The sequence below is a fragment of the Streptomyces sp. NPDC043680 genome (assembly GCF_056436685.1).
Map to the genome: position 1 here is coordinate 489,967 of NZ_JBWKCE010000003.1, position 11,717 is coordinate 501,683.

12 protein-coding genes are annotated in these 11,717 nt (G+C 73.2%); 7 read left to right on the plus strand and 5 right to left on the minus strand.

The features are described 5' to 3' along the window. Positions 1-2 precede the first annotated feature (2 nt). From AC0666_RS08815 to AC0666_RS08830, 4 genes are all read right to left on the minus strand, one after another. Entirely contained in the window at positions 3-1,217 is a 1,215-nt protein-coding gene (locus AC0666_RS08815) for an acyltransferase family protein (protein ID WP_468965674.1), read from the minus strand. After that, positions 1,210-2,316: an alpha/beta hydrolase gene (locus AC0666_RS08820; RefSeq protein WP_478707317.1), complete on the minus strand. Its 1,107-nt coding sequence runs from the start codon at positions 2,314-2,316 to the stop codon at positions 1,210-1,212. The genes AC0666_RS08815 and AC0666_RS08820 overlap by 8 nt, the downstream gene beginning before the upstream one ends. A 286-nt stretch (positions 2,317-2,602) precedes the next feature. After that, positions 2,603-3,103 (minus strand): MarR family winged helix-turn-helix transcriptional regulator, encoded by a 501-nt coding sequence (locus AC0666_RS08825; RefSeq protein ID WP_468965670.1) that lies wholly within the window; start codon positions 3,101-3,103, stop codon positions 2,603-2,605. Beyond that, positions 3,096-3,806: a DJ-1/PfpI family protein gene (locus AC0666_RS08830; protein WP_478707318.1), complete on the minus strand. Its 711-nt coding sequence runs from the start codon at positions 3,804-3,806 to the stop codon at positions 3,096-3,098. The genes AC0666_RS08825 and AC0666_RS08830 overlap by 8 nt, the downstream gene beginning before the upstream one ends. Positions 3,807-4,020: 214 nt before the next feature. On the opposite strand from AC0666_RS08830, the gene AC0666_RS08835 reads away from it, so the two are divergent. The 4 genes from AC0666_RS08835 to AC0666_RS08850 all read left to right on the plus strand — a co-directional run bounded on the left by AC0666_RS08835 (position 4,021) and on the right by AC0666_RS08850 (position 8,980). Beyond that, positions 4,021-5,394, plus strand: coding sequence for an aminotransferase class III-fold pyridoxal phosphate-dependent enzyme (locus tag AC0666_RS08835; protein ID WP_478707319.1), 1,374 nt, complete (start codon positions 4,021-4,023; stop codon positions 5,392-5,394). Between the two features lie 144 nt (positions 5,395-5,538). Next, positions 5,539-6,219: a GntR family transcriptional regulator gene (locus AC0666_RS08840; protein ID WP_468965666.1), complete on the plus strand. Its 681-nt coding sequence runs from the start codon at positions 5,539-5,541 to the stop codon at positions 6,217-6,219. Between the two features lie 32 nt (positions 6,220-6,251). Continuing rightward, entirely contained in the window at positions 6,252-8,168 is a 1,917-nt protein-coding gene (locus AC0666_RS08845) for a glycosyltransferase family 2 protein (protein WP_478707320.1), read from the plus strand. 161 nt (positions 8,169-8,329) lie between these two features. Continuing rightward, entirely contained in the window at positions 8,330-8,980 is a 651-nt protein-coding gene (locus AC0666_RS08850; RefSeq protein WP_468583977.1) for a hypothetical protein, read from the plus strand. 48 nt (positions 8,981-9,028) lie between these two features. On the opposite strand, the gene AC0666_RS08855 is transcribed toward AC0666_RS08850, so the two are convergent. Continuing rightward, on the minus strand, positions 9,029-9,793 hold the full coding sequence (locus AC0666_RS08855; RefSeq protein ID WP_478707321.1) for an SLATT domain-containing protein: 765 nt from the start codon (positions 9,791-9,793) through the stop codon (positions 9,029-9,031). A 254-nt stretch (positions 9,794-10,047) separates the two neighbouring features. On the opposite strand from AC0666_RS08855, the gene AC0666_RS08860 reads away from it, so the two are divergent. Genes AC0666_RS08860 through AC0666_RS08870 form a run of 3 tightly spaced genes read left to right on the plus strand, consistent with a single transcriptional unit; the run spans position 10,048 to position 11,699 of the window. Further along, on the plus strand, positions 10,048-10,392 hold the full coding sequence (locus AC0666_RS08860; RefSeq protein WP_361711838.1) for a YbaB/EbfC family nucleoid-associated protein: 345 nt from the start codon (positions 10,048-10,050) through the stop codon (positions 10,390-10,392). A gap of 58 nt (positions 10,393-10,450) precedes the next feature. Beyond that, positions 10,451-11,050, plus strand: coding sequence for a recombination mediator RecR (gene recR / locus AC0666_RS08865; RefSeq protein ID WP_468965657.1), 600 nt, complete (start codon positions 10,451-10,453; stop codon positions 11,048-11,050). Beyond that, the gene (locus AC0666_RS08870; RefSeq protein WP_468583981.1) at positions 11,043-11,699 is read left to right on the plus strand and encodes a DUF5063 domain-containing protein; all 657 of its coding nucleotides are present in this window, start codon (positions 11,043-11,045) and stop codon (positions 11,697-11,699) included. The genes recR and AC0666_RS08870 overlap by 8 nt, the downstream gene beginning before the upstream one ends. The last annotated feature ends 18 nt before the right edge of the window (positions 11,700-11,717 follow it).

The window sequence follows — 11,717 nt, forward strand, 5'->3', positions numbered from 1 at the left end:
CCCTAGGCATGGCGGACCGCCAGGTCGGAGGCCGCCCGGGGGCCGGGGATGGTGCCGGTCGCCGCGTCCGGCCGGGACGGCGTCATCCGCTCTGGGCGCCGCCGCGCCTGCTCGTACATACGGAACGCGGCCCAGCACACCGCCAGTGCGGCGGCGAAGAGCGGAAGCCACAGCAGCCGGGTGGCTATCCACTGGGGGGAGTCGGGCACGGTGTGCAGGCCCGGCAGGTCGGCGGGGGCCAGCAGGCCGAGAGCGGTGACGGCCATCATCGCGGTCTGGTGCCACAGGAAGATCGTCATCGCGGACAGGTTCACCAGCGCCACCGTGGCCCAGGCACGGGGCCGGCGCATCGCCGCGGCCAGCGGCTCGCGCAGCAGCAGGGCCAGCCCGCACTGGGCGAGGCCGAACATCCCGGCCGCCAGCGTCGGCGGGTTCAGGTTCGACACCGCGGCGCCGGGGACACCCACCATCGACGCCGGATACCCGCCCCACACCACCAGGGCGACGGTGGCCGCCACTCCTCCACCCAGCAGGACCGCGGCCGGGGTGCGCCGGGCGAAGGCCCCGCTCGACCAGGCGGCACCGAGGGTGAAGGGGACGAGCCAGCCGGCGGCCACATTGATCCAGCCGATCCACTCGGGCGCCCCGAGCCCGAACCGCCCCAGGTCCACGGCGGCCACCACGGCCAGCGGCCACACCGGGTGGAGCCGGGCCACGAGCGGGGTCGCGGCGGTGAGCGCGGTGAACACGAGGAGGAACCACAAGGGGGACAGGACGAGCTTGAGCAGCGTCTGCACGGTGCCCAGTTCCGCCCCGCCGAGCAGCATGCCGCCCGCCGCGACGGCCCACAGGGCGAGCACGGCCGCGACCGGCCGGAACAGCCGCGAGAGCCGCTGCCCCACCCACACCCCGTACGACACGCCGCGCTCCCGGGCCGAGGCGTGGCCGCGGGCGGCGACATGCCCCCCCACCAGGAAGAACACGGACAGCGTCTGGAACGCCCAGGACACCGGTGCCAGCCAGGGCATGTGCGCCAGCGGACTGGTGGTGCTCAGACCGCCGTTGGCCGTGGTCAGGGCGGTGACCAGCCAGTGGCCCAGCACCACCCCGAGGATGGCGAAGGCGCGCAGGGCGTCCACCGCGCGGTCACGGTCGGCCGGAGTGGCGGTGTCCACCCGGTCCGCGAGGACAGACCAGCGGGCGTGGAGCTTACGCACGGGGGACCTCCCGGAGGGCGGTGGTGGCGGTGCCGGTGCCCGCGGCGGTGCTGGTGCCGGGGGCGGTGTCGGCGGTGCCGGTGCCCGCGGCGGTGCTGGTGCCGGGGGCGGTGTCGGCGGTGCCGAGGACGATGCGGGCCAGGCTGTCGAGGGACGGACTGCCCGGCTTCAGGTAGTCGCTGTGGCCTCCGGGGCCGGCGGTGAACGCCCGCGCGCCGAAGGCCGGGTGGACCGGGTCGGTGCCGAAGCCGATCCCGCCGAGCCGCACATGGGGCACGTGGCCGATCCAGTCGGCGCCGCCCCGCCCGGCCCAGACCCGGGCCCCGGTGGGCAGGGCGGCGGCGGACCCGGAGCCCGTACCCGGACTGCCGAACAGGGCCATGTCGGTGACCTTCGGGCCGGTCCGGGTCCGGGCGCAGACCACCGATCCGTAGGAGTGGCACAGCAGGGAGAGCCGCACGTCCGGCGCGGCGCGCTGCTCCAACCGGGACAGGAACGGGCCCAGTTCACCGGCGGCCCGGTCCGCGCGGTCGGCGGTCAGAACCGTCGTGCTGACCGTGCCGGGGGTGTCGTACCCGAGCCAGGCGACCACGGCGGAGCGCGGATGCTCGGCCTGGAGGCGCTGCTGCAGGGCGAGGGCCCCGGCACGGAACCTCTGGTAGGTGTCCAGTGTCGTATCGGAACCGGGCACCAGGACGCTGATCCGGTCGGCGGTGTCCACATCACCGAACACCTCCACCGCCCGGCCCCGGCCGCGGCCGTCGAAGGCGAGGAACCGGGCCGTCCCTCCGGCCTCCATGGCCCGGAGCTTCGCGGCACGCCCCGTACGGCCCGCGTCCTGCGCCATGCGGGCGGCCTCCGCGATATTGGCCAGATGGGCGGCGTACACGGACGGGGCGGGAGCCGACTCGGCGACGGCCGCGGGTGCGGGGGCCGGGACGTCGGGGGAGGCGGCGGCGGTGACCGGGACCACCACGGCCGCGGCGACGAGGCCGGCCAGCAGGGTGCGGCGAAGACGGCCGCGGGCGCGTCGGGGACCGCGGGGGCGGCGGGCGGCGTCCCGTACCTCTACCTCGCCGAAACCTTCGGGGCGGCTCATCGCGGTCTCTCTTCCTTCCCTCGGTCCGGAGGAGTTGGCGCTCGTCGCGCTGTCTCCGGTCTCGAAGTTAGGAATTGAGAGGCCTCGTTGGCGTCCTGCTGCGGAGCCGCCTTTTCACATGGCTCTCAGGTATGACAGGGCATACCTGAGAGGCAGCCGCCAGGCGGGGAGTTCATACCGGGGAAGGGGTTCCCCGGGCTGTCGACGAGGTGGCCGTCGGCGAGGATGCACAGGAGGTTGACGGATCTCTCGTCGGAGAACGCCTCCTCGCCGTGCACGGCGGGGCTCACCTCTCGGCCGGGTCCCCGCCCGGGAAGCCCATCAGGGTGTCCAGGGCCTGGGCCAGGCGGTCCAGGGTGTGGACCGTTTCCGCGAAGGCCTCCTCGCCCAGCGCCTCCGCGAGCCGGTCCGCCAGGGCCGCGTGGGACGGGCCGATGCGCGCGATCGCCGCGCGGCCCTCCTCCGTCGGGCGCAGCAGCTTCGCGCGCCGGTGGGCCGGGTTCGGGACGTACTCCGCCAGGCCCTTGGCCACCAGCAGGTCCGCGACGCGCTGGACGCTCTGCCGGGTGATGCCCATGACCCGGGCGATGCCCGCCACCGGCAGCGGCTCCCCGAGCACCGCGCCCAGCACCTGCCACCACGCCGCGGTCAGCCCGGCCGGCCGGGCCAGCTCCTCCGAGAGGGCGAGGAAGCGGCCGTTCAACCCGAAGATCCCGAGCGCGGTACGGCTCAGCAGGTCCTGCCGGGCCCGGGTGGAGAGGTCCGCCACGCCGCGAGGTTCAGGCATGGCCCCGCTCCGATGCGGCCATCAGGACCGGGTAGGCGCTCGCGTCCGAGTCGTGGAACAGGCGGTACCACGCATCCAGCACCTCCGGCTCGTAGACCCCCAGCCGGGCGAAGACCTCCCGGGCGAAGGCCACCGGTTCCGTCGGCCCCGCCGTGATGAGGTCGCCGTCCGTCACGGCGTCGGCCTCGACGTACCGCTCGGCCCCGGCGTAACCGGGCTGCTGCGCCAGGTAGAAGGAGGCGGCGCTGGTGTGGGCGTACCCGTCCAGCAGCCCAGCCCGGGCCAACCCCGCCGTGGCTCCGCAGATCGCCGCGACCGGGACCCCGGCCGCCAGGAACTCCCGGGCCTTGGCCGTAAAGGGGGCCAGCTCGTCGCCCGAGTCCCACAGTGAGGCGCCGGTCAGGATCAGCAGCGCCGAGTCCTGCGGGGCCAGGTCCGCGAGGGCCAGGTCGGGCTGGATGCGGACGCCGCCCATGGTGGTGACCGGTCGCTCGGCGGCGGGACCGACCGTACGGACCGCGTAGCCGCGCTGGGTGAGGTGGGCGGTGGTGTGGCCGGTCTCCCAGTCCGCGTACGTGTCATAGACCGCCAGGTGGACCGTCGTCCTCCTGCTCGGCGTCGTCTCCGCGGCCGCCGAGCTCGCCCTCGCGCTCGTCCCCGCGCCCGTGCTCGTCCCCGCGCCCGCCGTCGATGTCGTCTTCATCGTCCTGGCCTCCCGTCCGGGGCTCGCGGAGGCTCTGTCGGCTCTCCGAGCCCTCGTAGGTCCGTCGCCGTACCCCGATATGACAGCAGGCTGTCATCAAGCCAGTGTGCTGTCAATGGCGGCAACCGGTGGCGACAGACTGCCGAGGCCCGGCCCCCACCCGCATACAATCCGCCGATATCCCTCCTCACCTGCGCACTTTTAGCGTGGCCGCATGACCCCTCACGTCGCCACCGTCGCCACCGGCGCCAGCGGCGCGGCCGTCAAGGCCGCCGACCGCGCCCACGTCTTCCACTCCTGGTCCGCCCAGGCCCTGATCGACCCGCTCGCCGTCGCCGGGGCCGAGGGCTCGTACTTCTGGGACTACGACGGCAAGCGCTACCTCGACTTCTCCTCCCAGCTGGTCAACACCAACATCGGCCACCAGCACCCCAAGGTCGTCGCCGCCGTCCAGGAGCAGGCCGCCCGGCTCTGCACCCTCGCCCCCGGCTTCGCCGTCGACGTCCGCTCCGAGGCCGCACGCCTCATCGCCGAGCGCACGCCGGGCGATCTGGACAAGGTCTTCTTCACCAACGGCGGCGCCGAGGCCGTCGAGAACGCCGTACGGATGGCCCGTCTGCACACGGGCCGCGCCAAGGTGCTCTCGACCTACCGCTCCTACCACGGAGCCACCGCCGCCGCGATCAACCTCACCGGCGACCCGCGCCGCTGGCCCTCCGACACCGCCGCCGCGGGCGTCGTGCACTTCTGGGGCCCGTACCTCTACCGCTCGCCCTTCCACGCCACCACCGAGGCCGAGGAGTGCGAGCGCGCGCTCGCGCACCTCGCCGACACCATCGCCTTCGAGGGACCGGCGACCATCGCCGCGATCATCCTGGAGAGCGTGCCCGGCACCGCGGGCATCATGACCCCGCCGCCCGGCTACCTCGCCGGCGTCCGCGAGCTCTGCGACCGCCACGGCATCGTCTTCATCCTCGACGAGGTCATGTCCGGCTTCGGGCGCACGGGCCGTTGGTTCGCCGCCGAACACTGGGACGTCACGCCCGACCTGATCACCTTCGCCAAGGGCGTGAACAGCGGCTACGTCCCGCTCGGCGGTGTCGCCATCTCGGCCGCGATCGCCGAGACCTTCGCCACCCGGCCCTACCCCGGCGGACTGACGTACTCGGGCCACCCGCTGGCCTGCGCCGCCGCGGTGGCCACCATCAACGCCATGGAGGAGGAGGGCGTCGTCGAGCACGCCGCCCACCTCGGGGAGAACGTGATCGGTCCCGCGCTCGCCGAGATCGCCGAGCGGCACCCCTCGGTCGGCGAGGTCCGGGGCCTGGGCACCTTCTGGGCCGTGGAACTCGTACGGGACAAGGCGACGCGTGAGCCGCTCGTCCCGTACAACGCGGCCGGTGCGGACAACGCGCCGATGGCCGAATTCGCGGCGGCCTGCAAGGCCTCGGGCCTGTGGCCGTTCGTGAACATGAACCGGACGCACGTGGTCCCGCCCTGCACCATCACGGAGGCCGAGGCGAAGGAGGGCCTGGCCCTGCTGGACGAGGCGCTGACGGTGGCGGATCGGCACACCACCGGCGGGTGACCGCCCGGACGCGGACCTCGTCCCGACGACGGGGTCCGTCCGGGCAAGGGGCGGCATCCGCCGTATAACGGCTCTCACACGATCGGTTTCAGCCGCGCTGCCTGGCCTAAGGTGTCCGAAGTTCTACGGAGGAGACGGACCCCTATGCCAGGCAGCGGCGCTGTCACCCGCAACACACTTCGCCAGCAGATCGCCGACGCGCTGCGTGACGAGGTGCTCGCGGGACGCCTGCCGCCGGGGACCGAGTTCACCGTCAAGCAGATCGCCGAGCAGTACGAGGTCTCCGCGACGCCGGTACGCGAGGCACTCGTGGACCTCTCGGCCCAAGGACTGCTGGAGCTGGTGCAGCACCGGGGCTTCCGCGTCCGGGTGTACTCCGTCGACGACTACCGGGGGATGATCGAGGCCCGTACGCTCGTCGTGGACGGGATCTTCCGGCGGCTCGTCGAGCGCGGCATCCCGCCCGGCTCCGGCGAAAGGCTGGTGTCGGTGCGCCGTCGGGCCGAGGAGGCGTGTCGGGCCGCTCAGAGCGGTTCGCTCGACGTGCTGATCGGCTACGACCTGCGCTTCTGGAGGGAGCTGAGCGCGCTGGTCGGCAACATGTACATCTCGGAGTTCCTCCACCGGCTGCGCGTGCAGTGCTGGGTCTTCGCCGTGCCGCACCTGAAGGCGGCCGCCGATCCGCACGCCGGGCTGTGGTCCGGCCACAGCGAGCTGGTCGAGGCGGTGACGCGCGCGGACGCCGAGGAGGTACGCCGCCTCGTGCACGCCTACAACCAGCACGGCCTGGACTGGGCCGCAGGGCTGCGGACGGCGGACGCGTGAGCGACGTGAGCGACGTGAGCGGCGTAAGCGACATGAGTGACGTAAGCGATGTGAGCGGCGTGGACCGCTTCGACGGCATGGCCGGCGTGCACCGCTTCGAGGGCGGCCGGACGGCGATCCCCGAACCCGCCGGTGGCCCGGCCCGACCGGGCCGCCCTGCCGGCTCCGGCTCCGCCGCCGGACCCGGCCGCACGCCCGCCGCCCTGCTGCGCCGGAACGCGGGCGGCCTCACCGTCGTCCTCGCCTTCCTCGCCCTCTCCCTCTACGTCTTCCACGGCCTGTGGGCGGACCTCGACGGCCGCTACCTCAACGACGCGCTCCAGGACCAGAACCAGTGGGAGTGGTTCGTCGGCGTCACCACCGACAACATCACCCACCTGCGCAATCCGCTCTTCACCCGGGCCCAGGGCATGCCCGACGGCGTGAACCTGATGGCCAACGCGACCATGCTCGGCCTGACCGTCCCTCTCATCCCGGTCACCCTGCTCTTCGGCGAGACGGTCACCTTCGCGCTGGTCCTCACGCTCGGCATGGCCGCCAGCGCCTGGACCTGGTACTGGCTGATCCGCCGCCGTCTCGTGGACAGCCGCTGGGCCGCCGCGGCGGGCGGGGCGCTCGCCGCCTTCGCGCCGCCGATGGTCTCGCACGCCAACGGCCACCCGAACTTCGTGGTCCTGTTCATGATCCCGCTGATCATCGACCGGGCGCTGCGGCTGTGCGAGGGCCGCACCCCGGTGCGCGACGGGATCCTGCTCGGTCTGTTCGCCGCGTACCAGATCTTCATCGGCGAGGAGCCGCTGCTCATCGCCGCGCTGGGCATGCTGGTCTTCTGCCTCGCCTACCTGCTGGTCGACCGCCGGGGCGCCCTCGCCGCCGCGCGGCCGCTGGGCCGCGGCCTGGCCGTCGCCCTCGCCGTGTGCCTGCCGCTGCTGGCCGTCCCGCTGTACTGGCAGTTCCTCGGTCCGCAGAGCTACCACTCGGTGCTGCACGGGGACAACGCGGGGAACAGCCCGCGGGCCCTGATCGAGTACGCCGCCCGCTCCCTCTTCGGCGACCCCGAGACGGCGGGCCGGCTGGCCCTGAACACCACCGAGCAGAACGCCTTCTACGGCTGGCCGCTGCTGGCCTTCGGCGCGGCCGTGTGCGTGTGGCTGTGGCGGCGCCCGGTCGTCCGCGCGCTCGCGATCACCGGATGCGCGGCGCTGCTGCTGTCCCTGGGGCCGCGGGTGCCGGTGCCACGGACGGACGTGGTGCTGCCGGGTCCCTGGCGGCTGATGGTCGAGCTGCCGCTGTTCGAGTCGGTGATCGAGGGGCGCGTGGCGATGGTGTGCGCGCCGGTGCTGGGGGTGCTGCTGGCCCTGGCGCTCGACCGGATCGTCCGGCTGCGGCCGCGCGAGCTGCGCACCCTCGGGCTGCTGGGGGTGGCGGCGGCGCTGGTCCCGGTGCTGCCGCTGCCGCTGGCGGTGCGGGAGCGGGCACCCGTACCGGAGTTCATCACCTCGGGGGCGTGGAAGCCGTACCTCCGCGAGGGGGAGGCGCTGGTCCCGGTGCCGCTGCCGGATCCGGGCCAGGCGGACGCACTGCACTGGCAGGTCGAGGCGGACTTCGGCTTCCGGCTGGCCGGCGGCTACTTCAACGGGCCCTGGGGCCCCGAGCGGATCGGGATCTACGGGGCGACGCCGCGGCACCTGTCGAACCTGCTGCGGGACGTCCGCTACGGGGCGCAGCCGCCGGAGGTCACGCCGGAGTGGCGCGAGCAGGCCCGGCAGGACCTGGCGTACTGGAAGGCGGGCGCGGTGGTACTGCCGGCCCAGGACCGCGACGCGGAGCTGCGGGAGCTGCTGACCGCGCTGCTGGGGTCGCAGCCCGAGCAGGTGCGGGACGTGTGGGTCTGGCGGGTGGGCTCGGCGGCGACCCCGCCGCATGACGCGGGTGCACCGGTCCGCTAGCACCGTCTTCGCGTCCGCCGGGACCGTCTTCGCGCGAAAGGGACCGGCTTCCCGGCGGCGGAGCCCGGGGCTTCGCGTGCCAGGTTTTGCGCAGCCCTTCGCTGAGGGTGTTCGGCGCATTACGCTGGCACGATCGGCGGCAACGACTGATCGGAGGCCGCGTGGCCTGTGACCTGTGGCTCGTCCCTCTTGTCGATGTGCTGTGCCACAGCCCCGACAATCCCTTCGCGGAGGAGATCGCCGCGTACGACAAGGCGCTGGGCGAGGCCGGACTGCCGTCCGTGCCCGTCTTCGCTTACATGCCGGGCCTGAGCGGGGACGTGGCCCCGGTCGCCGGCTTCGACTACGACGCCCTGCACTTCCTGCGCCGGGCGTACCTGCTCCAGGTCTGCGGGCTGCCGGTGACGCCGGTGGACGAGCTGGGCGGGGACTACGAGCAGCTGCTGGAGATGTTCGAGGCCACGGCCCAGCAGTCGCACCTCGTGTGGCACTACGACCACGCCGGGGCCTACGTACCGGTGGACTTCGCGGCTCCGCTGGCCAACGAGGAGCTGCTGGCCGGGGGCGGTCCGCTCGGCTCGGCCCAGGGGCTGCTGCGGGAGCTGGGCTTCGTGGCCCCCGCGATCGGGATCGACCCGGGCAATCCCCCGGCGGCCCCTGCGCCGCCGGGGCGGCCGACGTCGCTGGAGGAGCCGGCGGGGCCGATCCCGTACGACTCCAGTCCCTTCGCGCGGGAGCGGCACGTCTGGCTGGGCCTGCACGCGGCCGCCACCCGGAGCCTCGCCCAGGGCTCCATGATCATCTTCAGCTGACCCGCCCCGCCCGGGCCCGGCCGAACGGGCCGGACCCGGGCCGCGGGATCAGCGCGGCTGCTCCGGCGGCCGCTGGCGGGGCATGTTGGGGCGGGTCCCCGGCGGGAGGGGGAAACGGGTCGGGGGAAAACCCGCTTCCGGCCGGGAGGAGGCCCCCGACAGGGACTGCATCACCAGCGGCGCCGGCCACGAGCTGAACTCCACCATCCACTCCGCGGTCTCGGACCGCACGAGCTCCGTCAGGTCCTCGGAGAACCGCCGCAGCACCGTCAGGCACCGCTCCGCCGCCTCGCTCGCCGTGCCCTCCGTCGGCCCGAGAACCTCGCGCACGTTCTCCGAGGCCCAGTCGAACTGGAGCGTCTGGAGCCGCCGCTGCACCGCCTGGGCCGTCGCCACGTCCCGCATCCAGCCCGAGGTCATCCCGAAGAAGCGGTCACACGCCAGGCAGGCAGCGCCCAGCAGCAGCGAGAGGTACCCGTACGCAGCCGCTCCCCGGAGCGAGCCCGTCACCTCCAGCAGCGGCATCGAGGCGCCCACGACCGCCCCCACCGCGGCGCCCACCCGCAGGATCCGCGCGCCCCGGCGCTTCCAGGCCCGGTCGGACAGGTACCACTCGGCGGTGCGCAGCGCGTCGGCCTCGACCCGCCGGTAGAGCTCGTCGAGCCGCTCGGCGGGCTCGCCCCAGTCCCCGAGGGGAAAGGGGCCACCGGTCAGATCGCCCGCCGCCATGGGTCCGCCGCCCTCCTCCCGGGACCCCCGGGGATCCCGGGGATCCCGAGGTGGCCCCTCGGGCTGCATCTCCGGCTGGCTCACCCGGCACTCCCTCTGCCTGCGCTGACGTGTGGTGGTGCGCGTGTGCGCAATGATGCGCATGCTCTTCCTACCTTCGAATGGCGGCCCATGGGCATGGAATCCCCGGATTTCCGCCCGCAAGGAGCTCTCCATCAGGTACGCGCATGTCCGTTCTCTCACTCGAAAGAGTTGGTCCTCTCGGCGTAGGGCGCGCCGCCCGGGGCTCACGTAGGCTCGGATTGACCGAGCGTCCCGATGTACGGAGTGAGTGACCTGTGATTCCCGGTGGTGGTCAGCCCAACATGCAGCAGCTGCTCCAGCAGGCCCAGAAGATGCAGCAGGATCTCGCGGCGGCCCAGGAGGAGCTGGCGCGTGCCGAGGTCCAGGGCCAGTCCGGCGGCGGCCTGGTCCAGGCGACCGTCACCGGTGCCGGCGAGCTGCGCGCCCTGGTGATCGACCCGAAGGCCGTGGACCCCGAGGACACCGAGACCCTCGCGGACCTGGTCGTCGCGGCGGTCCAGGCGGCGACGGAGAACGCCCAGGCGCTCCAGCAGGAGAAGCTGGGGCCGCTGGCCCAGGGGCTGGGCGGCGGGAGCGGTATCCCCGGCCTGCCGTTCTAGCCCGACCTTCCCGACCCGCACCGACCCCGAACACTGAACACCGAAAGAAGGCAGTCCGTTGTACGAAGGCGTGGTCCAGGACCTGATCGACGAACTGGGCAGGCTGCCCGGCGTCGGGCCCAAGAGCGCGCAGCGGATCGCCTTCCACGTCCTGCAGGCCGAGCCCACCGACGTCCGGCGGCTGGCGCACGCCCTGCTGGAGGTCAAGGACAAGGTCCGGTTCTGCGCCGTGTGCGGAAACGTGGCGCAGGAGGAGCGGTGCGGCATCTGCCGCGACCCGCGCCGCGACCTCGCCGTCATCTGCGTGGTCGAGGAACCGAAGGACGTCGTCGCGATCGAGCGGACCCGCGAGTTCCGCGGCAGGTACCACGTCCTGGGCGGTGCGATCAGCCCGATCGAGGGCGTCGGCCCGGACGACCTGCGTATCCGCGAGCTGCTGGCGCGGCTCGCCGACGGTGAGGTGACCGAGCTGATCCTCGCCACCGACCCGAACCTGGAGGGGGAGGCGACCGCCACGTACCTCGCTCGCATGATCAAGCCCATGGGCCTGAAGGTCACCCGCCTGGCCAGCGGGCTCCCCGTCGGGGGAGATCTGGAGTACGCGGACGAGGTCACGCTCGGGCGGGCCTTTGAAGGAAGGCGACTTCTCGATGTCTGACGCAACGCTGCACGCCCTGGCTCAGGATCCGGACGATTTCGCGGTCCAGATCTCGGACCAGATCGAGTCCTTCATCGTCGCGGTCACCGAGGTGGCCAAGGGCGAGGACCCGGACAGCGCGGTGCCCTTCCTCCTCCTGGAGGTCTCCCAGCTCCTGCTGGCGGGCGGCCGGCTGGGCGCGTACCAGGACGTCCTGCCCGACGAGCGCTACGAGCCCGACCTCGGCCCGGAGCCGGACGTGGACGAGCTGCGCGAGCGGTTCGCGTACCTGCTGGAACCGGTCGACGTGTACTCCGAGGTCTTCGACCCCTACGAGCCGCGCAAGGCGCCGGTCGCGCACCGGATCTCCGACGACCTCGCCGACGTGGTGGCGGACCTGAGGCACGGCCTGGCGCACTACCGGGCCGGCCGGACCACCGAGGCCCTGTGGTGGTGGCAGTTCTCGTACTTCACCAACTGGGGCCCGACCGCCTCGGCCACCCTGCGCGCCCTGCAGTCCCTGGTCGCCCACGTCCGGCTGGACCAGCCGCTGGAGGCCCTGGACGGTCTGGACACCGACGAGGACCTGGCCGAGGACGACCTCGCCGAACAGGCCGGACGGGTGATGGCCGAGGAAATCGGCGCACGGCTGGGTCTGCCGGGGAAATAGGGAACTCCGGCTTCGTTC